Annotated in this window: 16 protein-coding genes; 10 read left to right on the top strand and 6 right to left on the bottom strand. The window is 70.1% G+C overall.

The genetic code is table 11. From position 1 onward, the window contains the following. Positions 1 to 30: 30 nt before the first annotated feature. The 8 genes from AB0B91_RS48480 to AB0B91_RS48445 all read left to right on the top strand — a co-directional run bounded on the left by AB0B91_RS48480 (position 31) and on the right by AB0B91_RS48445 (position 9,599). Positions 31 to 702 carry an amino acid ABC transporter permease gene (locus tag AB0B91_RS48480; protein ID WP_358336241.1) on the top strand — a complete coding sequence of 224 codons (672 nt, stop codon included), beginning with the start codon at positions 31 to 33 and terminating at the stop codon, positions 700 to 702. Continuing rightward, a complete protein-coding gene (locus tag AB0B91_RS48475) occupies positions 699 to 1,598 on the top strand; it encodes an amino acid ABC transporter permease (RefSeq protein ID WP_358336239.1) in 900 nt (299 codons plus the stop codon). Before AB0B91_RS48480 ends, AB0B91_RS48475 begins: the two co-directional genes overlap by 4 nt. 143 nt (positions 1,599 to 1,741) lie before the next feature. Next, positions 1,742 to 3,568, top strand: a complete 1,827-nt coding sequence (locus AB0B91_RS48470; RefSeq protein WP_358336236.1) for a prolyl oligopeptidase family serine peptidase — start codon at positions 1,742 to 1,744, stop codon at positions 3,566 to 3,568. A gap of 209 nt (positions 3,569 to 3,777) precedes the next feature. Next, complete coding sequence (locus AB0B91_RS48465) at positions 3,778 to 5,604, top strand: ABC transporter substrate-binding protein (RefSeq protein WP_358336233.1); 1,827 nt, start codon at positions 3,778 to 3,780, stop codon at positions 5,602 to 5,604. 47 nt (positions 5,605 to 5,651) lie between these two features. Next, positions 5,652 to 6,674, top strand: a complete 1,023-nt coding sequence (locus AB0B91_RS48460; RefSeq protein WP_358336231.1) for an ABC transporter ATP-binding protein — start codon at positions 5,652 to 5,654, stop codon at positions 6,672 to 6,674. Continuing rightward, the gene (locus AB0B91_RS48455) at positions 6,674 to 7,672 is read left to right on the top strand and encodes a dipeptide ABC transporter ATP-binding protein (RefSeq protein WP_358336229.1); all 999 of its coding nucleotides are present in this window, start codon (positions 6,674 to 6,676) and stop codon (positions 7,670 to 7,672) included. The genes AB0B91_RS48460 and AB0B91_RS48455 overlap by 1 nt, the downstream gene beginning before the upstream one ends. Next, a complete protein-coding gene (locus tag AB0B91_RS48450; RefSeq protein WP_358336226.1) occupies positions 7,669 to 8,637 on the top strand; it encodes an ABC transporter permease in 969 nt (322 codons plus the stop codon). The genes AB0B91_RS48455 and AB0B91_RS48450 overlap by 4 nt, the downstream gene beginning before the upstream one ends. Beyond that, on the top strand, positions 8,637 to 9,599 hold the full coding sequence (locus tag AB0B91_RS48445) for an ABC transporter permease (RefSeq protein ID WP_358336223.1): 963 nt from the start codon (positions 8,637 to 8,639) through the stop codon (positions 9,597 to 9,599). Before AB0B91_RS48450 ends, AB0B91_RS48445 begins: the two co-directional genes overlap by 1 nt. 261 nt (positions 9,600 to 9,860) lie before the next feature. Here the strand turns inward: AB0B91_RS48445 and rny are convergent, their stop codons facing one another. From rny to AB0B91_RS48425, 4 genes are all read right to left on the bottom strand, one after another. Beyond that, positions 9,861 to 11,477 (bottom strand): ribonuclease Y, encoded by a 1,617-nt coding sequence (gene rny / locus AB0B91_RS48440; RefSeq protein WP_358336221.1) that lies wholly within the window; start codon positions 11,475 to 11,477, stop codon positions 9,861 to 9,863. A 568-nt stretch (positions 11,478 to 12,045) separates the two neighbouring features. Then, positions 12,046 to 13,491 carry a recombination regulator RecX gene (recX, locus tag AB0B91_RS48435; RefSeq protein ID WP_358336218.1) on the bottom strand — a complete coding sequence of 482 codons (1,446 nt, stop codon included), beginning with the start codon at positions 13,489 to 13,491 and terminating at the stop codon, positions 12,046 to 12,048. Positions 13,492 to 13,502: 11 nt separating this feature from the next. Beyond that, a complete protein-coding gene (gene recA / locus AB0B91_RS48430) occupies positions 13,503 to 14,600 on the bottom strand; it encodes a recombinase RecA (protein ID WP_358336215.1) in 1,098 nt (365 codons plus the stop codon). Between the two features lie 165 nt (positions 14,601 to 14,765). Further along, positions 14,766 to 15,116, bottom strand: coding sequence for a VOC family protein (locus tag AB0B91_RS48425; protein ID WP_358336212.1), 351 nt, complete (start codon positions 15,114 to 15,116; stop codon positions 14,766 to 14,768). A gap of 129 nt (positions 15,117 to 15,245) precedes the next feature. On the opposite strand from AB0B91_RS48425, the gene AB0B91_RS48420 reads away from it, so the two are divergent. Then, complete coding sequence (locus AB0B91_RS48420; protein WP_358336209.1) at positions 15,246 to 15,518, top strand: hypothetical protein; 273 nt, start codon at positions 15,246 to 15,248, stop codon at positions 15,516 to 15,518. Here AB0B91_RS48420 and AB0B91_RS48415 read toward each other — a convergent pair. Then, entirely contained in the window at positions 15,515 to 15,709 is a 195-nt protein-coding gene (locus AB0B91_RS48415) for a DUF3046 domain-containing protein (RefSeq protein ID WP_214638510.1), read from the bottom strand. The two genes, AB0B91_RS48420 and AB0B91_RS48415, sit on opposite strands and share 4 nt — an antisense overlap. A 238-nt stretch (positions 15,710 to 15,947) precedes the next feature. Further along, complete coding sequence (locus AB0B91_RS48410) at positions 15,948 to 16,436, bottom strand: VOC family protein (RefSeq protein WP_358336206.1); 489 nt, start codon at positions 16,434 to 16,436, stop codon at positions 15,948 to 15,950. An 89-nt stretch (positions 16,437 to 16,525) separates the two neighbouring features. On the opposite strand from AB0B91_RS48410, the gene AB0B91_RS48405 reads away from it, so the two are divergent. After that, positions 16,526 to 21,139, top strand: a complete 4,614-nt coding sequence (locus tag AB0B91_RS48405; protein ID WP_358336203.1) for an ATP-dependent helicase — start codon at positions 16,526 to 16,528, stop codon at positions 21,137 to 21,139. Positions 21,140 to 21,189 lie beyond the last annotated feature (50 nt).

The raw sequence follows: 21,189 nt of genomic DNA, 5'->3' as shown, positions 1-21,189 counted from the left end.
CGCCGCAGCCGTTCTCACTGGTGGAGCACGATGGACGAACTAATTCAGTACGGCCCTGACCTGGCCGTCGGGTTCCTGAACAACATTAAGCTCTCGTTGGTCATCGCGGTGTTCTCGCTGATCGTCGGCACAATCCTGGCCGCCATGCGGGTCTCACCCACCCCGGTCCTGCGGGCCGCGGGCACGATGTATGTCAACCTGGTGCGCAACACCCCGCTGACACTGGTACTCGCCTTCTGCTACCTCGGGCTCAGCGACACCCTCGGCCTGATCTTCTCCACCGAGGACCCGCTGATGAACTCGTTCTGGCTGGCCGTGCTGGGCATGTCGGCCTACACCGCGGCGTTCGTCTGCGAGGCCCTGCGGTCCGGCATCAACACGGTGCCAATGGGACAGGCGGAGGCGGCCCGCGCGATCGGGCTCACCTTCAGCCAGTCGATCACGCTCGTCATCTTCCCGCAGGCGTTCAGGGCGGTCATCGCCCCGCTGGGCAGCGTCCTGATCGCCATGATCAAGAACACGACCGTGGTGGCGGCTGCGGGTTACACCGTGGAAACCTCCAACACCATGCGGACGATCTTCGACACCACCGGCACCTCGATTCCCATCTTCCTCGGCATCGTGGCCTCGTTCCTGATACTCATCCTGCCGATCGGCTGGTACACCGGCCGACTGGCCAGGAAATTGGCGGTGGCCCGATGAGCTCGTCCGTCCTCTTCGACACACCGGGCCCGCGCGGCCGGGTGCGCAATCACCTGATCACCGGGATCTCCGCGCTGGTCCTGCTGGCGGCCCTCGCCTGGGTGCTGCTGAAGTTCAACGAGAAGGGCCAGTTCGAGGGCAAGATCTGGGCGCCGTTCACCACCCAGGTCGTCTGGGTGGACTTCATCCTGCCCGGACTGGTGGGCACGCTCACGGCCGCCGCGCTGGGCGCGGTCTTCGCGCTGCTGTTCGGTGCGGTCTTCGGCATCGCCAGGCTCTCCGACCACCGGTGGATCAGGATTCCCGCCGCCTGGATCGTGGAGCTCTTCCGGGCGATCCCGCTGCTCCTGCTGATCTTCTTCATCTGGTTCCTGTCGCCCGACCTGTTCGGCGGCGGGGACTACGCGCTGTTCGCGATCGTGCTCGGGCTCACCCTCTACAACGGCTCGGTGCTGGCCGAGGTGGTCAGGGCGGGCATCAACTCGATCCCGAAGGGCCAGTCGGAGGCGGCGTACGCGGTCGGGCTGCGCAAGGGCGGCGTGATGCGGTTGATCCTGCTGCCGCAGGGCCTCACCGTGATGATGCCCGCGGTGGTCAGCCAGCTCGTGGTCCTGCTCAAGGACACCGCGCTGGGCTACTTCATCGTCTACGTCGACCTCCTGAACATGGGCTTCAAGACGCTGCCGTCGGTCTACCCCGGTACGAAGCTGGTGTCGGCGATCGTCATCGGCGTCATCTACATCCTCATGGCCATGGCGCTCAGCGCGTTCGCCACCTGGCTGGAGAAGCGCAGCCGCCGCAGCCGCAAGACCACGGCCAGGCCGATCGAGCCGCCGGGTGCGGTGGCGGGCCTGCCGTCGGGCCAGCCGACTCCCGACGGAGCCGTGGTGGCCTAGGGCTGAGGTCAGCGAAGCCGGTCACCGCGGTTGGACGAGTGGCGGTAGTGGGGTGGTCACCGGGCTACGGTGATCGAGCGGGGTGGTCACCGGAGTGAGGTGATCACCCCGCACTCTTGCCGATCTTCCGGCAGGATGCGTCTATGCCCTTCTGGCGCTCCCCCATCTCGACCACCGACGTCGCCCGGTCCGGCCGGCGGCTCGGCTGGCCGACCGCGCTCGACGGCCAGGTGTGGTGGACGGAGGACCGTCCTGACCAGGTCGGACGCACCACGATCATGCATCGCGCCGCCGACGGCTCCTGCCGCGAGCTGCTGCCCGCACCGTGGAGCGCCCGCACCCGCGTGCACGAGTACGGAGGCCGCCCCTACGCGGTGACCCCCGAAGGCGACGTGATCTTCGCCTGCTTCGCCGACCAGCGCCTCTACCTGCTTGACCAGCGCGCAGGCGAGCCCGTCCCGCTCACTCCCGACGGCGACCGCTACGCCGACCTGCTGATCCGCGACGGCCAGATCTGGTGCGTACGCGAACGGCACACCGACGACGGGAAGGTCACCAGGGCCGTCGTCTCCGTGCTGGTCGACGGTGGCGAGACCCGCGAATGGGTCACCGGCGGCGACTTCTACGCCTCCCCCACCCTCTCCCCCGATGGGCGGCATCTCGCTTACATCACCTGGAACCATCCGCTCATGCCGTGGATCGGCACCGAGCTCCGCGTCACCCGCCTGTCCGACGGCGCCGCGTGGACCGTACGGGGCGGCCCGTCCGAGTCCGTGCTGGCTCCCAGCTGGAAGGACGACGAGCACCTCTACCTGATCTCCGACCACTCCGGCTGGTGGAACCTCTACCAGACCGGCCTGCACGACGCCTCGCCCCAGCCGCTCCATCCCCTGGAGGAGGAGTTCGCCTGGCCGCCGTGGACGCTGGGCGGCCTGCCCTACCTCGTGCTCGGCGACGGCCGGCTCGCGGTGCTGCACGGGCGCGGCGACCTGCGGCTCGGGGTGCTCGACCCCGAGACGGGCGAACTCGCCGACCTCGACCTGCCATGTGGGGGGTGGGATCCGGCGCTGGCCGCCGACGGCACCTCCGTGACCGGCATCGCGTACGGCGCCGCGGTGCCGAAGTCGGTGCTGCGCGTCGACACCGTGACCGGCCAGGCCGAGGAGCTCAGACTCGACATCGAGGAGCTGCCCGACCTCGCCTGCCTGCCGACGCCACGACCGGTGGAGGTGGGGCGCCGGGTGCATGGTTTCCTCTACCCGCCGTCCAACCCGGCCGCCGAGGACTCGGAGGACGCTCCGCCGTACGTGGTCTTCGTGCACGGCGGCCCGACGGCCCACGCGGACACGGCGCTCGACCTGGAGAAGGCGTACCTCACCTCGCGCGGCATCGGCGTGCTCGACGTCAACTACGGCGGGTCCACCGGCTACGGCCGGGCCTATCGCGATCGGCTGAAGGGGCAGTGGGGCGTCGTCGACGTCGAGGACACGATCATGGCCGCCGAATGGCTGGCGGCCGAGGGGCTGGCCGACCCCGGGCGCATCGCGGTACGCGGCCGCAGCGCGGGCGGCTGGACCGTGATGGCGGCCTGCTGCCGCTCTGACGTGTTCGCGGGGGGTGTGTCCTACTACGGCGTCAGCGCGCTGGCCCCGCTCAACGCCCACACGCACGATTTCGAGTCGCGTTACGTGGAGTGGCTGGTCGGCCCGGAGGACCCACGGCTGGACGCCGAGCGCGAGCCACTGGCGCTGGTCGGCGGCGTGTCCTGCCCGATGCTGCTGCTCCAGGGTCTCGACGATCCCGCGGTGCCGCCCGAGCAGTCGGCGGCCTTCGCCGACGCGCTGGCCGAGCGCGGTGTCTCGTGCACGTATCTGGCGTTCGAGGGCGAGTCACATGGTTTCCGGCGCACCGAGACGCGGGCCACCGCGCTGGCCGCGGAACTGGCGTTCTACCAGCAGGTTTTCAGCTGAATCTCGCTCTCGTCGTCATCTCTCACGGTTCCTTGACAGAACCGGCATCACTCGGCGGTCGCTACTCGCCAACGGTTGAATAACCGTCCTCGACACCGGGCCCTCCAAAGTGGGTTGCTCGAAAGAGCGAACGTGGGGTGCGCGTCGCGGCCACGAAGCGCACCCCACTGGCCAGCCACACATCCCATCTCGGCACGAGGGAGGGCCAGATGGCCAGCTTGCGCTATCTCAGCATTGCCGTGGTGGCGGCGGCAAGTCTGCTCGCCGCCGCATGCGCCACGGACACCGGTACGAACGGTTCCGCGCCCCCGACAGCCGCCCAGAAGCCCGGCAATCCGTTATCGGGCGGCACGCTCCGGCTGGTCGGCGGCGGCGACGTCGACCACCTCGATCCCACCAGCGCCTACTACACGGTCACCAACGGCATCCTGCGCGGTTACGCGCGCCAGCTGTTCAACCTGAACGGCGTCACCAAGGAGGCCGAGACCACCAAGGGCTTCGCCGTCGTCCCCGACGTCGCCGCCGAGCTGCCGACGACCGCGAACGGCGGCCTCAGCGCCGACAACCTCACCTACACGATCAAGCTGCGGGACGGCGTCCAGTGGGACACCCAGCCGCCGCGGGCGGTGACCGCGGGCGACTTCGTCCGCGGCTTCAAGCGGATCTGCAACCCGGTGGCCGGAGCGGGCGCGCCCGGCTACTACACCAGCACGATCAAGGGCATGGCCGCCTACTGCGCGGCCTATGCCAAGGCGTTCGAGAAGGCCAAGCCCACTGCGGCGGCGCTGGCGGCCTTCCAGAACTCGCACGACATCGCCGGGGTCCGCGCCAAGGATGACAAGACGGTCGTGTTCACGCTGGTCCAGCCGGCGGCCGACTTCCTCAACATCCTGACGCTGAACTTCTCCTCGGCCGCCCCCCAGGAGTACGACCAATACGTACCGGACGACGCCACCTTCCGCCAGCACGTGATCTCCGACGGCCCGTACAAGATCACCCAGTATGTGGCGACCAAGTCGATCAAGCTGGAGAAGAACCCCGCCTGGACGCAGGCGGCCGACCCGATCAGGCACCAGTACGTCAACACCGTCGAGGTCAAGATGGGCGTCACCGAGCCCGACGCGGTGCAGCAGCAGCTCGAGGCGGGCAGCGCGGACCTGTCCTGGGACCTGCCGGTGCCGACCGCCCAGATCCCCCGGCTGAAGAGCGGCGACCCCGACTTCAAGATCTTCCCGGGCGCCGTGACGAACCCGTATCTCGTGTTCAACCTGCAGAGCAAGAACGAGAACGGCGCCATGGGCAAGGTCAAGGTGCGCCAGGCCATCGAGTACGCCATCAACAAGGTGGCCATCGCCAAGATCTACGGCGGTGCCGACGTGGCGACCCCGCTGCACACGGCCATCCCACCGGGCAACATCGGCTACCAGGAGTACAACCCGTACCCGACACCCGGAGACCAGGGCGACCCGGCCAAGTGCAAGCAGCTGCTCACCGAGGCGGGCTACCCGAACGGATTGACGCTCATCGGCGCGTTCCGCAACGCGGGCAACCACCCGGCCAACTTCCAGTCCTATTCGGCCGACCTGAAGCAGTGCGGGATCAACGTCAAGGGCCTGCCCGTACGGCAGGGCGACTACTACGGCGCGTTCCTGCAGAACCCGACGATCGCCAAGGACAGCAAGTGGGACATCTCGGCGCCCGGCTGGGTGCCCGACTGGTACGGCAACAACGGTCGCGCCGTCTCCCAGCCGCTGTTCCAGACCAACTGCGCCGCGGGCACGAGCAACTACGGCTGCTACAGCAACCCCAAGGTGGACGACCTCATCAAGCAGGCGCTGGCCGAGCCCGACGCGACCAAGGCGGCCGGACTCTGGCACCAGGTCGACGAGACGGTGATGGGCGACGCGGTGATCGTGCCGTTCAACAACCAGAACACGCCGATCTACAAGAGCAAGCGGGTGAAGAACGCGCTGTACCTGCCCGCCTTCCAGCTCTACGACATCACCAACCTCTGGCTTGACCCCAACTCGCCATGACGGTGCGGCGCCCCGCGGGAGTCCGCGGGGCGCTGTGAGGGAGAAACATGAGCCTGCTAGAGGTGACCGACCTGAAGGTGACCTTCCCCACCTCCGACGGCCTGGTACAGGCGGTACGGGGACTGTCGTTCACCGTCGACCGCGGCCGGACGCTGGCGATCGTCGGCGAGTCCGGGAGCGGCAAGACCGTGAGCACCCAGGCCATCCTGGGCCTCTCCCCCGGGGCCGACATCTCCGGCACCGCCCTGTTCGAAGGCGTGGACCTGCTCCAGCTCGACCGCGAGCAGCTGCGCCGCATCCGCGGGGCGGAGATCAGCGTCGTCTTCCAGGACCCGCTGACCAGCCTGCACCCGCTCTACAAGGTCGGCTGGCAGATCGAGGAGCTGTTCCGGGTCCATCAGCCCGGCACCGGCCGCGCCGAGGCCCGCAAGCGCGCGATCGAGCTGCTCGGCCTGGTCGGCATCCCCCGGCCGGACCGGCGGGTGGACGACTACCCGCACCAGTTCTCCGGCGGCATGCGGCAGCGGGCGATGATTGCCATGTCGCTGGCGCTGAACCCGAAACTCATCGTCGCCGACGAGCCGACCACCGCGCTCGACGCGACCGTCCAGGCGCAGATCCTCGAACTCATCGGCCGGGTCCAGGCCGAGTTCGACATCGCGCTCATCCTCATCACGCACGACCTCGGCGTCGTGGCGGGCATCGCCGACGAGGTGCTGGTCATGTACGCGGGGCTGGTGGCGGAGCGGGCCGACCGCCGCACCCTCTATTACCGCCCCCACCACCCCTACACCAAGGGTCTGCTGGAGTCGATCCCGGGCAGCACGGGGGCCCGCGGCGGGCGACTGCGGCCCATCCCCGGCTCTCCGCCGTCGCTGATCGACATCCCCTCGGGCTGTGCCTTCCACCCGCGCTGCCCGTACGCCATGCCGGTCTGCGCGGCCGAGCGGCCACCGCCGGCCAGAGTCACGGGCGGCGGCGGACACGCCTCGGCCTGCTGGCTGCCCCACGAGGCGGTCGGGCTCGGCCCGGAGGCCGACGCGCTGCGGCTGCGAGCGAAGGAGGCCTGATGCTCCTCGAAGTCGAGAACGTCGTCAAACACTTCCCCATCACCACCGGCATGCTGGTCAAGCAGACGGTCGGGCACGTACGGGCCGTCGACGGGGTGAGCTTCGACCTGTCGCCGGGCGAGACGCTCGGGCTGGTCGGCGAGACCGGCTGCGGCAAGTCGACCCTCGCCCGATGCGTCGCGGGCCTGCACCCCGTCACCTCGGGCCGGGTCCGCTTCGACGGCGACGACATCACGAACCTGCCCAGAGCCAGGATGCGGGCCTACCGGCGCGACATCCAGGTCATCTTCCAGGACCCCTACGGCTCGCTGAACCCGCGCAGGCGCGTCGGCTCGATCATCGCCGACCCGCTCGTGGTCCACCGGGTGAGCAGCGGCGCCGAGCTCCGCCAGACCGTGCAGGAGCTGATGGAACGGGTGGGGCTCAATCCCGAACACTACAACCGGTTCCCGGCGGAGTTCTCCGGCGGGCAGCGGCAGCGGATCGGGGTGGCCAGGGCGCTCGCGCTGCGACCCCGGCTGATCATCTGCGACGAGCCGGTGTCGGCGCTGGACGTCTCCATCCAGGCGCAGATCCTCAACCTGCTGAAGGACCTCCAGGACGACTTCGGGCTGACGTACCTGTTCATCGCGCACGACCTGTCGGTGGTGCGGCACATCAGCGACCGGATCGCGGTCATGTACCTGGGTAAGCTCGTCGAACTCGCGGGGGCCGACGAGCTGCACGAACATCCCAGACATCCGTACACGAACGCCCTCCTTTCCGCCACGGCGGTGGCCGACCCGGACGAGGCCGAGCGGCGGCGGCGCATCATCCTCACGGGCGACGTCCCCTCACCGATCGACCCCCCGTCCGGCTGCCGCTTCCATCCCCGCTGCCCGAAGGCGCGGGACCACTGCTCGCTGGAGGAACCCCTTCTGGTGCCCCGGGACCACCTGGTGGCCTGCCACTTCCCCGTCGAGGCGGGCGAGGACCTGACCGTCGGGAGGACCGCATGACGCTGACGGAGATCCGGCCCGACGCGGTCACCGACCGGACGATCGCCGGCCGCAGCCCGTGGCAGCTCGCCTGGGCCAGGATCAGGACCGACAAGGTCGCGCTGGTCTCCGGCCTGACCGTGGTCCTGCTCTGCGCGCTGGCGCTGGCGGCCCCGCTCATCGCCGCGTGGAACGGCCACGACCCGGACGAGCAGTTTCGCGACACCGGCATCACCGCCCAGGGGCTGCCGATCGCGCCGAACGGCACGTTCTGGTTCGGCACCGACCGCCTCGGGCGCGACCTGTTCATCAGGGTCCTGTACGGCGCGCGGGTCTCGCTGCTGGTCGGCGTGGTCGCCACCGGGCTGGCGGCGCTGGTGGGCGTCGTCGTCGGCCTGCTGGCCGGCTACTACGGCGGCCTCATCGACACCGTGCTGTCCCGGCTCATGGACGTGGTGCTGTCGTTCCCGTACCTGATCTTCGCCATCGCGGTGGTGTCGATCGCCGGGCCGTCGCTGACCGCGACGATCGGGGTGATCGCCTTCTACTCGTGGGCGGCCATCGCGCGGGTCGTGCGCGGCCAAACGCTCTCGCTGAAGGAACGCGAGTACGTCGAGGCCGCCCGGTCCATCGGCTGCGGTGACCTGCGGATCATGTTCGTCGACATCCTGCCGAACCTGCTCGCTCCGGTCATCGTCCTGACCACACTCCTCGTGCCGGCGGCCATCGTCTTCGAGTCGACGCTGTCGTACCTGGGGCTCGGCATCGTGCCGCCCACCCCCTCGTGGGGCAACCTGCTCAGCGAGGCGCAGGGCTTCTACCGGGTCGCCTACTGGTACCTGGGCTTCCCCGCGGCCACCCTGCTGCTCACCACGCTCGCCTTCAACCTGGTCGGCGACGGCATCAGGGACGCCATCGACCCGCGCACGGAACGCCTGTTCAGCCGCCGTCGCCGTCGTTCCCGCTCTCCCCGTAAGGGGGCCTGATGCTCCGCAGATTCCTGCTCCGACGGGCGCTGCTCGGCGTGCTCGTCCTGTGGCTCGTCACGCTGGGCACCTTCCTGCTGTTCTTCGTCGCCCCCAGCGATCCCGCCAGGACGCTGGCCGGTCGCCAGGCCACACCCGAGCAGGTGGAACTCATCCGCCACAACCTCGGCCTGGACCGCCCGACCCTCGTCCAGTACCTCGACTACCTGAACCGCCTCATCCACGGCGACCTGGGCCAGTCGTACTTCTCCGGCGAATCCATCGGCAAGATCCTCTCCGAGGACTTCCCGCCGACGGCCTCGCTCGTGATCGGCGGCGCGATCCTCTGGGTCGTCATCGGCGTCGGCGCCGGAGTCCTCAGCGCCACCCGGGCGCGCTCCCTCCTGGACCGCGTCGTGACGTTCCTGGCCCTGGCCGCCGTGTCCATGCCCACGTTCGTGGTCGGCCTGCTGCTGCTGTACTTCCTGTTCTTCCAGCTCACCATGGCCGGGGCGCCGCTGCTGCCGCCGGACTCGTACGTGTCGTTCACCGACAGCCCCGGCGAATGGGCCCGCCACCTGATCCTGCCCTGGATCACCCTCGCCATGGTCCAGGCCGCCTCCTACGTACGGCTGACGCGCGGGTCGATGCTGGACACCCTCGGCGAGGACTACATCCGCACGGCCCGCGCCAAGGGTGTCCCCGAAGGCCAGGTCATCTACCGTCACGGCCTACGCGCCGCCCTGACGCCGGTGGTGACGCAACTCGGCGTCGACGTGGGCACGCTGATCGGCGGGGTGGTGGTGACGGAGTCGGTCTTCGGGCTCGGCGGCATCGGGCAGGCGGTGGTGCAGGCGTTCGTCAGCGGCGACCTGCCGGTCATCATGGGCGTCGTCGTCCTCGCCACCACCGCCGTCGTCCTGGCCAACCTCCTGGTGGACATCGCCTACGGCCTCCTGGACCCCCGCATCCGCCTGGCCTGACACCCGCACAGTGGGGGTGTGGGTCGGGCCGGGGCGGGTGTGGCTGGGGCGGAACCTCCCTCCCGCCCCGGCCACACCGCCCTCTTTGCCCATCGCCCAGCAACATCCACGGACCGGGGCCAAGAAGACGCACGTCACGGCCGCCCAGCCCCGTACACCGGAGGAGCGTGCCCCTGGACAGACCTCAGCCCCATACGGCGGGTGGCGCCCACCGTGCTCAGCCGTACAGAAAAATGATCGTGAGGCTTGTGACCTTGACCTTCAGCGGGCGAACTCGGTCGCGCGGGACTCCCGGACAACAGTGATGCGAATCTGCCCCGGATAGGTCAGCTCCTCCTCGACCTGCTTCGCCACATCCCGCGCGATCACCTGCGCCTGGATGTCGTCGATGGCGTCAGGCTTCACCATGACCCGGATCTCCCGCCCCGCCTGCATGGCGAACACCTTCTCCACCCCCTCATACGACTGCGCGATCTCCTCCAGCCGCTCCAGCCGCTTGACGTACGCCTCCAACGACTCCCGCCGCGCCCCCGGACGGCTGCCGCTGATCGCGTCGGCCGCCTGCGTGAGCACCGCCTCGACCGTGCGGACCTCGACCTCGTTGTGGTGCGCCTCGATGGCGTGCACCACGTCCTCCTGCTCGCCGTATCTGCGGGCGATCTCCGCCCCGATCAGCGCGTGACTGCCCTCGACCTCGTGCGTCAGCGCCTTGCCGATGTCGTGCAGCAGGGCGCAGCGCTTCATCAGCGGCTGGTCCATCTTGAGCTCGGCGGCCATGATCCCGGCGATGTGCGCGGACTCGATGAGGTGCTTGAGGACGTTCTGGCCGTAGGAGGTGCGGTATCGGAGCTGGCCGAGCAGCAGCGTCAGCTCGGGGTGCATGTCCGTGATGCCCAGCTCGACCAGCGCGTCCTCACCCGCCCGCGCGCAAAGGTCCTGCACCTCCGCGCGGCTGCGCTCGTGCGCCTCCTCGATGCGCTGCGGGTGGATGCGGCCGTCGAGCACCAGCTTCTCCAGCGTGAGCCGGGCAGTTTCCCGGCGCACCGGGTCAAAACACGACAACAACACCGCTTCCGGGGTGTCATCGATGATCAGGTTCACGCCGGTCGTCGACTCGAACGCCCGGATATTGCGCCCCTCACGGCCGATGATCCGGCCCTTCATCTCGTCGCCGGGCAGGTGCAGGACGCTGACCACGGACTCGGCCGTCTGCTCGGCCGCCATCCGCTGCACCGCCAGCGTCACGATCTTGGTGGCGCGCTTCTCGCCCTCCTTGCGGGCGTCGCCCTCGATCTCCCTGATGATCAGCGCGGCCTCGCGCTTGGCCTGGTTCTCGATCTCGCGTACCAGTTCGCCCTTGGCCTGCTCGCCGGTGAGCCCGGCGACGCGCTCGAGAATCACCCGCCGCTCGTCCTCGACCCGCAGCAACTCCGCCCGCCTGTCGGCCAGTTCGACCTCGGTCTCGGTCAGCTTGCGATCGCGTTCGGCCTGCCGCCTGGCCTCCTCGTCGAGCCGCTGCTCGCGCTCGGCCAGCCGCCCTTCCCTGCGTTCGAGATCGGCCCGGAGCTCCTTGAGCTCCGCCTTGAGTATCCGGCCCTCTTCTTCGACCTCGCGCCGCACCTGCGCCGCACTCTCAGCGGCGGCCGCCGACCTGCGCAGGATCTCCTCTGCGTCGGACTCGGCCTTGTCACGGATCTCCCCGGCCTCTTCACGGGCCTGTTCGATCTCCTCGTGTACGGCCTGCAACTGCTCGGGGCTCGGCTTGACCACTCGCGAACCGCCGCCTGACGTGCGACGGACGACGATGAGCAACGCGGCGATCATCCCGAACGCCAGCAGGAGCACCGCCACCGACAGCACCACGACAAGCGGCCCCATGTGCTCCCCGCCCTCCTCGCGTCGTCAAGACTCGTAACGCGCCCTCAAAACGGGAGGGGTCACATGCGCGGCGCTGATCGCCCAAACGGCACCTTCACCACGACCGATATCCAACCAAGACTGACCGGGCGTCGACTGGGATAGCCGACACCTCGCCTGCCTCGATCCTTCGAGCTCGTTCGTCCGTCAATCACCGGTATGGCAATCCGCACTGCGCGGAGTAACTCCTCACTGCCGTCGAGGTTATGCGTCCAACAAGTCACGAGCAAGCAAACGCGTCATCAAGCGTGTCTTACAGGCTTGCATCTCGCCATTCAGTCAGATTTCCAGCTTCTGACCCGAAATACCCCTCTGCACACACCTATGGACGCGCAGACATTGATCCAGCGACGGACCGGACACAGACCGGACACAGACCCGGACCGACCCGATAGCGAGCCGGACGCAGACCGCCGTAATCGATGACGGGACCTGACGCAGACCGGGGGTGACCCGGTGACGGGCCGGACGCAGGCCCGGACTGACCGGACACGGACCGGGAGTGGTCCGGCGGGCCGGCTGTGCGGGGTCAGGCGAAGTCGTCCTCGATTTCGACGCCCTCCGTCTCCAGAACCTCGCGGATGACGCGGAAGGCCAGCCCAGGGGCATACCCCTTTCTGGCCAGCATTCCGGCAAGGCGGCGAGTGCGGACCTGGGGATCGAGGCCGCGGGTGGAGGACAGCTTGCGTTCCACGAGGCGCCGCGCCGTTTCGGCCTCCTGGTCGGGGTCGAGGCGGTCCACGGCCTCGTTGACGGTCTCGGAGTCGACACCCCGGTGGCGAAGCTCCGCCGCCAGGGCGCGCTTGGCCAGCCCGCGACCGTGGTGGCGGGAGTCGACCCACGCTTCGGCGAACGCCTCGTCGTTGATCAGGCCCAGCTCGGAGAAGCGGTCGAGGACCGTCTCCGCGGCTTCGTCCGGCACATCACGCTTACGCAGCGCCTCGGCTAGCTGGGCTCGCGTCTTGGGGGCCATAGTGAGCAGACGAAGACAGATGGCCCGAGCCACCGACTCGGGATCGGCGTGGGGACTGGCCCCCGCGGCCGACTCCTCATCGGGCCCATCGGGAAGCCACCCGCCACGCCCCCGAGACCCCGCCGAACGCGCCCCTTTCCCGCCCCACCCACCTGACCGACGCCCTCTACCGGAGCGCTTTTCCCCACGCCGACCGCCCTGGTAGGAACCTTCCTCGGATGGCCCGTCGGAGTGGGGGTCATTGCCAGGGTCACCGCCTTGGAAGGACTCATCCTCGGACTGGCCACCGACGTAGGAATCTGCTGCGGACTGCCCCGCAAGGTAGGCCTCGGGCTGCCCCGCAGAATAGGCCTCGGGCTGCTCCCCAGGGTAGAGAGTGTCCCCAGGCTGACCCCCCAGGCGAGGGCCGTCCTCAGGCTGACCGCTTTCGGTGTCCAGACCGGACGGCAGGTCGCCTGGGAATGGCACGTCGCCTTGGAGAGACGGGCTGCCTTCGGTGGACGGTGAGTTGTCTTGGGCAGGCAGCCAGGTGGGTTCCCGGGGCGTAGCTGAGAGGCGCTCGTCGGCCTGCCCACCGCCCGGCTCAGGGGTCGGCTTGTGGATCGACTCGGGAGACGAGTCGGGGCGTGCCTCAGAGGCCCGCTCAGAGGGTGGGTGAGTGGGCAGGGCGGGTGGTGGGTCAGCTGGTGGGCGGGGACGCTCGCGCCACTCGCTGAGCGACGGCCAGCCCCCCGACGACGCGCCACCGAACCGTTCCCGGCCGGACCGGTCCTGGCTAGGCCGGTCCTGGCTAGGCCGGTCCTCGCCGGACGGCTGTCCGCCTCGGGCTGGGCTGTCCGAGGGGCGGGAGGGCCAGGTGGCTTCCGGGGCCGGAGTCCGCGGTGGGGGGTTGTCGCTGGGGTTGCGGCGCTTGCGGCGGCGGCCCGGAGGTGGGGTGGGGAGGTCGGGCCAGGCGCCCCAGTCGTGGGAGTGGGGCGCCTGCGGCGGGTCCGTGTCACTCATGCGGCGACCGATCAGACGTCACCGGGCTTCGGCGTGGCGGCCTTGGCGCCGCGGCCCGAGGGAGCGGCGGCCGGGGCGGGGGGTGCCGCGGGGGCCTCGGCGGGAGCGTCGAGGCGGGGGCCGACGCCGAGCTTGTCCTTGATCTTCTTCTCGATCTCGTTGGACATGTCGGGGTGGTTCTTCAGGAAGTTGCGGGCGTTTTCCTTGCCCTGGCCGAGCTGGTCGCCCTCGTAGGTGTACCAGGCGCCGGACTTGCGGACGAAGCCGTGCTCGACGCCCATGTCGATGAGGCCGCCCTCGCGGGAGACGCCCACGCCGTAGAGGATGTCGAAGTCGGCGACCCGGAAGGGCGGGGCCATCTTGTTCTTGACGACCTTGACCCTCGTGCGGTTGCCGACCGCCTCCGTGCCGTCCTTGAGCGTCTCGATGCGGCGGATGTCGAGGCGGACCGAGGCGTAGAACTTGAGCGCCTTGCCACCGGTCGTGGTCTCGGGCGAGCCGAACATGACGCCGATCTTCTCGCGGAGCTGGTTGATGAAGATGGCGGTGGTGCCGGTGTTGCTGAGCGCGCCGGCGACCTTGCGCAGGGCCTGGGACATCAGGCGGGCCTGGAGGCCGACGTGGCTGTCGCCCATCTCGCCCTCGATTTCCGCCTTGGGAACCAGCGCGGCCACCGAGTCGATGACGATGACGTCGACGGCGCCCGACCTGATCAGCATGTCGGCGATCTCGAGCGCCTGCTCACCCGTGTCGGGCTGGGAGACGAGCAGGGCGTCGGTGTCGACACCGAGCTTCTTGGCGTATTCGGGGTCGAGGGCGTGCTCGGCGTCGATGAACGCCGCGATGCCGCCCCCGCGCTGGGCATTGGCCACCGCGTGCAGGGCAATCGTGGTCTTACCCGAGGACTCCGGGCCGTAGATCTCGACGATCCTGCCACGCGGCAACCCTCCGATGCCCAGCGCGACGTCCAGGGAGATCGAACCCGTGGGGATCACTTCGATGGGGGCTCGGACTTCGTCACCGAGGCGCATGACGGAGCCCTTGCCGAACTGCCTCTCGATCTGAGCGAGGGCGGTCTCGAGGGCCTTCTCGCGGTCGTTGATAGCCATGGGAACTCCCCCTGGAGGGTTGTGGTCCGATCAGTCGAGTGAAAGCTACGGCCTGCCACCGACAGTTTTGCGGAGTCGTTGGTTGGAGGGCGCGGCCTGGCAGGTTCCATGGTAGCCGAACGGCTGTTCGATCACATCCGGAACACGCAGTTCACGGCAGGGAAGTCAGGCTCGATCGCCGACGAAGCAGAACTCGTTGCCTTCCGGGTCGGCCATGACCTGGAAGGAGCCTTGGTCGTCGGTCACCGTCTCCCCGATCCGCGTGGCGCCCAGCCCCAGCGCCCGGGTGATGGCGGGCACGATGGCCTCGACCTCGATGTCCAGGTGCAACCGGTTCTTCATGGTCTTGTCCTCGGCAACCGGCTGGAACGCCAGCCGTACGGCTCCGGGAAGTTCGATGTGAGACCAACCCCGGGCACGATCCACCGGGTCGCCACCGAGCAGGGCGGCCCAGAAGCGGACCAGGCTCCGCGGGTCCCGGCAATCCACCACGATCTGGCCAAGGCGCGTACGCATGACGGCCAGGGTAGCGACCACGTCGAGCGGCACCGGCCGCACAACAGACATTCATAGGCAATGCGCCGTACGTGTTGTCACACCCCATGAGCTGGGGAGACTCTGAACCAGAGGCTTGGAGGCGGCGACGTGACGAGCAGCACGTACACCGGAGAACGACGCGCCCACCTGGAAGCGCTCGCCGCGTTGTTGCCCGGCCACGGGCTGGCGAGCCGCATGGTCGGCGGTGCGGAGCCGGTGCTGTGGGCGTGGTATCCCCGCACCGGCAGGCAGACGCTCGTCTTCGCCATCCCCGGGCGCCGTGGGTGGGAGTTTCTGTGGTCGCCCGGCGGTCAGGGCACCGCCGACGACCTGCCCCAGACGGTCCGAGCGCTGAAGGAGAGCATGGATCCGGGGATCTAGCGGAGCCGGGAGGAAACGTTTTCGACCTGGCAGACCGCGCGCCAGACGGTCTTGGCGCTCTCGCCGTCCGCCAGCGCCTGGTCGACCGTGCGCCCGTCGAGCGGGGCGATCACGTAGTCGCGGGCCCACGAGTCGGCGTACGACTCGCCGAAGTGGGCACGCATCCTTCTCCAGAACTCGGTCAGGCGCATCACCCAAGTATGGAACCGCGGCAAGAGTGGTAGGACACCCCCATGGCAAAGACCCCCAAGTCCTCCCCGCCCAAATCCGCCAAGTGCCGAGCCAACCGGACGAAGCGCCGTCAGCTCCGCTTAGCCCAGCGCTTAGCCGTACAACAGGAAAAATCCGAACGAGCCGAAAGGCACGCGGACATCAGGCAGGAACCTCGGGCGGGCACACCGCGGACGCGTAGAGCGTCGCGACGGTAGTTCACATCACGCGCGAGCCGTACATCTCCCCCAGATGGTCGGCGAGCAGCTCCAGCCGGGCGCCGTCGGGGTCCCTGAAGTAGATGGAGGCGCCGCTCTCGATCTGGTGCGGCACGCCGGCCATCTCCAGTTTGCCGCGCAGCCGTTCCCAGGTGGCGGGGTCGACGGAGATCGCGATGTGGTGCAGCCCGCCGAGCACCTCCTGGTAGGGGCCGAGGTCGAGGCCCGGGAAGTCGAAGAAGGCCAGCAGGTTCCCGTTGCCGATGTCGAAGAAGAAGTGGTTGGAGCCCTTGTAATCCCGGTTCTCGAAGATCTCCGTCAAGGGGAACTCAAGCAGCTCCTGGTAGAACTTGACCGTCCGCTCCACGTCCGACGACAGCAGGGCGAAGTGGTGCAGGCCGCGCGCGCTGCTCGACGGTCGGTGCGCTAATAGATAGCGCTCCCTGATGTCCTCGCGGCGGGTCTCAATGGCTGCGTAGTCGATGCCCACGATCGCTCTATGTCCGCAGCGCCCCCGCCTCAATCGCGTACCGCCGCCACAATGCGTTTTCTGTCGGTGCCGCGAGGCACTATGTGCTGGTGAGCTCGCTAGACCATTTCACCCACGGGACCAGGCAGTGGTTCGCCGGAGCGTTCGAGGCGCCCACGAGCGCGCAGGAGGGCGCGTGGGAGTCCATCGCGCGCGGCGACAACACGCTCGTGGTGGCGCCCACCGGGTCCGGCAAGACGCTGGCGGCTTTCCTGTGGTCGCTCGACCGGCTGGCCGCCGACCCCACCCGGGCAGCTCCGAAACAGGCCCATAAGGGGACCAAGGTCCTGTACGTCTCGCCGCTCAAGGCGCTGGCCGTCGACGTGGAGCGTAACCTGCGCGCCCCGCTGGCCGGGCTCAAGCAGACCGCGCGCCGGCTGGGCCTGCCGGTGCCGGACATCTCGGTGGCGATCCGCTCCGGCGACACCCCGGCCGAGGACCGCAGGCGGTTCGCCGCCAAGCCGTCCGACATCCTCATCACCACGCCGGAGTCGCTGTTCCTGCTGCTCACCAGCCAGGCGCGCGAGGCGTTGCGCGGCGTCGAGACGGTGATCGTCGACGAGGTGCACGCGGTGGCCGCCACCAAGCGCGGCGCGCACCTGGCGCTCAGCCTGGAGCGACTCGACGCCCTGCTGGAGCGGCCCGCGCAGCGGATCGGGCTGTCGGCGACGGTGCGGCCGGTGAGTGAGGTCGCGGCGTTCCTGGGCGGGTCCCGTCCCGCGACGGTCGTGCAGCCGCCCTCCGACAAGCGCATCGAGGTCGAGGTGATCGTCCCGGTCGAGGACATGACCGAGATGGAGGGCGGGCCGGGGCCCGCCGACGGCGAGGAGCCCGAGCCGTCCAGCCGGTCGATCTGGCCGCACGTCGAGGACCGGCTGTTCGACCTGATCGAGGCCCACTCTTCGACGATCGTGTTCGCCAACTCCAGACGGCTGGCCGAACGCCTGTGCACCAGGCTCAACGAGCTGGCCTACGAGCGGGCGCAGGGGCCCGAGGCCGTCGATCTGTCGATCTGGGAGACGCCACTGCCGGGAGACCCGCCCCGGCGGCCGCCCGCCGAGATGATGGCGCAGGCCGGGGCGAGCAAGGGCGTGGTCACCGAGATCGTCCGCGCGCACCACGGCTCGGTGTCCAAGGAGGAACGGGCGCAGATCGAGGAGGCGCTCAAGTCGGGCCGGCTGCCCGCCGTGGTCGCGACGTCCAGCCTGGAGCTGGGCATCGACATGGGCGCGGTCGACCTGGTCGCCTGTGTGGAGGCGCCGCCGAGCGTGGCGAGCGGGCTGCAGCGCATCGGCCGGGCGGGTCACCAGGTGGGCGCGGTGTCCAGGGGAGTGATCTTCCCGAAATACCGCGGCGACCTGATCCAGACCGCCGTGGTGGCCGAACGCATGAAGAGCGGCCAGATCGAGGAGCTGCGCTACCCGCGTAACCCGCTCGACGTGCTGGCCCAGCAGATCGTGGCGATGACCGCGCTGGAGGAGTGGACGGTCGACGAGCTGGAGGCCGTGGTCAAACGGGCCGCCCCCTACGCGACGCTGCCGCGCACCGCGCTGGAGGCCACGCTCGACATGCTCGCGGGCCGCTACCCGAGCGAGGAGTTCGCCGAGCTGCGACCGCGTGTCGTCTGGGATCGGGTGACAGGCACGTTGCGGGGCCGTCCGGGCGCGCAGCGGCTGGCGGTGACCAACGGCGGCACGATCCCCGACCGCGGGCTGTTCGGCGTCTTCCTGGTGGGCGAGAAGGCGTCGCGGGTGGGCGAGCTGGACGAGGAGATGGTCTACGAGTCACGGGTCGGCGACGTGTTCGTGCTGGGTGCGACCTCCTGGCGGATCGAGGACATCACCACCGACCGGGTGCTCGTCTCCCCCGCGCCCGGTCAGCCGGGCAAGTTGCCGTTCTGGCACGGCGACACGCCGGGAAGACCCGCCGAGCTGGGCGAGGCGATCGGCGCGTTCCTCCGCGAACACGCCGGAAACACCTCGACCGACCGCATGCGGGCCGCCGGGCTCGACGCGTACGCCGCCGGCAACCTCCGCGCCTACCTCGACGAGCAGCGCGAGGCAACCGGCTACGTCCCCGACGACCGCACGCTCCTGGTCGAACGCTTCCACGACGAGCTCGGCGACTGGCGGGTGGTCATCCACTCCCCCTACGGCGCGCGGGTCCACGCCCCCTGGGCTCTGGCGATCAACCGGCGGCTGCGCGAGCGTTACGGCCTCGACGTGCAGGCCGTGCACTCCGACGACGGCATCGTGCTGCGGATCCCCGACACGCTGGCCGAGCCGCCCACCGACGTGGCGGCGTTCGACGCCGAGGAGATCGAGCGGATCGTCACCGAGGAGCTGGGCGGCTCGGCGATGTTCGCCTCCCGGTTCAGGGAGTGCGCGGGCCGGGCCCTGCTGCTGCCGCGCCGCGTGCCCGGCCGCCGCAGCCCGCTCTGGCAGCAGCGGCAGCGGGCCGCCCACCTGCTGGGGGTGGCGTCGCAGTACGCGTCGTTCCCGATCGTGCTGGAGACGATGCGCGAGTGCCTCCAGGACGTGTTCGACGTGCCGGGGCTGGTGCGGCTGATGCGTGACATCGCCGCGCGCCGGGTGCGGGTGGTGGAGGTGGAGACGTCGCAGGCGTCGCCGTTCGCCGCGTCGCTGCTGTTCCACTACATCGGCGCGTTCATGTACGAGGGCGACGCGCCACTGGCCGAACGCCGGGCCCAGGCGCTGGCGCTCGACACGACGCTGCTGGCCGAGCTGCTCGGCCAGGCCGACCTGCGCGAGTTGCTCGACCCCGACGTCATCTCCGACAGCGAACGCGAGCTGGCCCGGCTCGACCGGCCGTTGCGTGACGCCGAGGACCTGGCCGACCTGCTGCGCTCGCACGGGCCGCTGCTGGTGCCCGACGTGAGCGTACGCGGCGGCGATCCCGCCTGGCTGACGGAGCTCGAACGGGCCCGCCGGGCGATCAGGGTGCGGATCGCGGGCGAGGAGCAGTGGGCGGCGATCGAGGACGCGGCCCGGCTGCGCGACGCGCTGGGCGCGCCGCTGCCGGTGGGGATCCCGCACGTGTTCCTGGAGCCGGTCGCCGACCCGCTGGCCGACCTCGTGGCCCGCCATGCCCGTACGCGCGGGCCCTTCCACGCCGGCACTGCCGCCGCCAGGTTCGGGCTCGGTGTGGCCGTGGTGACCGACGCCCTGCGGCGGCTGGCGGCGGCTGGGCGGGTGGTCAGCGGGGAGTTCCGGCCGGGCGGCCGGGGCGAGGAGTGGTGCGACGCCGGTGTGCTGCGGATGCTGCGGCGCAGGTCGCTGGCGCGGCTGCGCAAGGAGGTCGAGCCCGTCGCGCCCGAGACGCTCGCGCTGTTCATGCCGGCCTGGCACGGCATCAGCGGCTCGGCCCAGGCGCCACGCGGCGCGGCCGGGTCCGCTGGTTCGGCTGGGTCGGCTCGGGCCATGGACGCGTTGATCCACAGCGTCGAGCAGCTCCAGGGCGCCGCCGTGCCCGCGTCGGCGTTGGAGACGCTGGTGCTGCCGTCGCGGGTGCCCGGCTACCACCCGGCGCTGCTCGACGAGCTGACCGCCTCGGGTGAGGTGATGTGGGCGGGCCAGGGGTCGCTCCCCGGCGGGGACGGGTGGGTGTCGCTCTACTTCGCCGACACCGCGCCGCTGCTGCTGCCCGAGCCCGGCCCGATCACGATGACGCCGCTGCACGAGCAGGTCCTCGACGTGCTGGGCGGCGGCGGGGCGCTGTTCTTCCGGGGCATCTCCGATCAGCTCGGCTCGCTCGACGACACCGCGCTGGTGTCGGCGCTATGGGATCTGGTGTGGTCGGGCCAGGTGTCCGGGGACACGCTCGCGCCGCTGCGGGCCACGCTCGGGTCGGGACGTCCCGCGCACCGGCCGGCCACCACCCGCCGGCGGCGGGCCGTGCTGCCGAGCAGGACCGGGCCGCCCACCGTGGGCGGGCGGTGGTGGCGGCTTCCCGCACCTGCCGAGGACGCCACCCAGCGGGCGCAGGCGCAGGCCGAGGTGCTGCTCGAACGGCACGGGGTGGTGACGCGGGGCGCGGTGACGTCGGAGCGGCTGCCTGGCGGGTTCACGCCGGTCTATCAGGTGTTGCGGGCTTACGAGGAGAGCGGGCGGTGCCGCCGGGGCTACTTCGTCGAGGGGCTCGGGGGCGCGCAGTTCGCGCTGCCGGGAGCGGTGGACCGGATGCGGGCCATGGCTCCGAGCATCGCGCCGACCAGCCCGGCCTCGAGCGATCCCGCGGGGACCTTCGGGCGGGCGGGCGGCGGTGACGGGAGCGCGGTGCGCAGAGCGGTCGTGCTGGCCGCCGCCGATCCGGCCAACCCCTATGGAGCGGCGCTGCCGTGGCCGGCGCATCCCGGCGAGGTGGGGCACAAGCCCGGCAGGAAGGCGGGCGCGCTGGTGGTGCTGGTGGACGGATTCCTCGTGCTGTACGTCGAGCGGGGCGGCAAGACGCTGCTGTCGTTCGCCGACGACGAGCGGCTGCGGCCGGCCGTGGACGCGCTGGCGCTGGCCGTACGGGATGGGGCGCTCGGCAAGCTGACCGTCGAGCGGGCGGACGGCACCTCGATCGGCGAGTCGCCGCTGGCCGCGGCACTGGAGGAAGCCGGGTTCCACCCGACACCCCGAGGTCTGCGGCTGCGTGCCTGACCGCACGATTCCACGACCGCCCCGGAAACCGCCGTAACTTGTATACGATT

It is taken from the genome of Nonomuraea sp. NPDC049141 (genome assembly GCF_040648415.1).
Lineage (GTDB): Bacteria > Actinomycetota > Actinomycetes > Streptosporangiales > Streptosporangiaceae > Nonomuraea.
Note: the sequence above shows the minus strand (reverse complement) of the source record. Positions and strands in the feature narration are given on the sequence as shown.

What these genes read in the sequence shown, in the direction of transcription:
- AB0B91_RS48480 (WP_358336241.1), top strand. Translation starts at nt 31, where the DNA reads ATGGACGAACTAATTCAGTACGGCCCTGACCTGGCCGTCGGGTTCCTG.
- AB0B91_RS48475 (WP_358336239.1), top strand. Translation starts at nt 699, where the DNA reads ATGAGCTCGTCCGTCCTCTTCGACACACCGGGCCCGCGCGGCCGGGTG.
- AB0B91_RS48470 (WP_358336236.1), top strand. Translation starts at nt 1,742, where the DNA reads ATGCCCTTCTGGCGCTCCCCCATCTCGACCACCGACGTCGCCCGGTCC.
- AB0B91_RS48465 (WP_358336233.1), top strand. Translation starts at nt 3,778, where the DNA reads ATGGCCAGCTTGCGCTATCTCAGCATTGCCGTGGTGGCGGCGGCAAGT.
- AB0B91_RS48460 (WP_358336231.1), top strand. Translation starts at nt 5,652, where the DNA reads ATGAGCCTGCTAGAGGTGACCGACCTGAAGGTGACCTTCCCCACCTCC.
- AB0B91_RS48455 (WP_358336229.1), top strand. Translation starts at nt 6,674, where the DNA reads ATGCTCCTCGAAGTCGAGAACGTCGTCAAACACTTCCCCATCACCACC.
- AB0B91_RS48450 (WP_358336226.1), top strand. Translation starts at nt 7,669, where the DNA reads ATGACGCTGACGGAGATCCGGCCCGACGCGGTCACCGACCGGACGATC.
- AB0B91_RS48445 (WP_358336223.1), top strand. Translation starts at nt 8,637, where the DNA reads ATGCTCCGCAGATTCCTGCTCCGACGGGCGCTGCTCGGCGTGCTCGTC.
- rny (WP_358336221.1), bottom strand. Translation starts at nt 11,477, where the DNA reads ATGGGGCCGCTTGTCGTGGTGCTGTCGGTGGCGGTGCTCCTGCTGGCG.
- recX (WP_358336218.1), bottom strand. Translation starts at nt 13,491, where the DNA reads ATGAGTGACACGGACCCGCCGCAGGCGCCCCACTCCCACGACTGGGGC.
- recA (WP_358336215.1), bottom strand. Translation starts at nt 14,600, where the DNA reads ATGGCTATCAACGACCGCGAGAAGGCCCTCGAGACCGCCCTCGCTCAG.
- AB0B91_RS48425 (WP_358336212.1), bottom strand. Translation starts at nt 15,116, where the DNA reads ATGCGTACGCGCCTTGGCCAGATCGTGGTGGATTGCCGGGACCCGCGG.
- AB0B91_RS48415 (WP_214638510.1), bottom strand. Translation starts at nt 15,709, where the DNA reads ATGCGCCTGACCGAGTTCTGGAGAAGGATGCGTGCCCACTTCGGCGAG.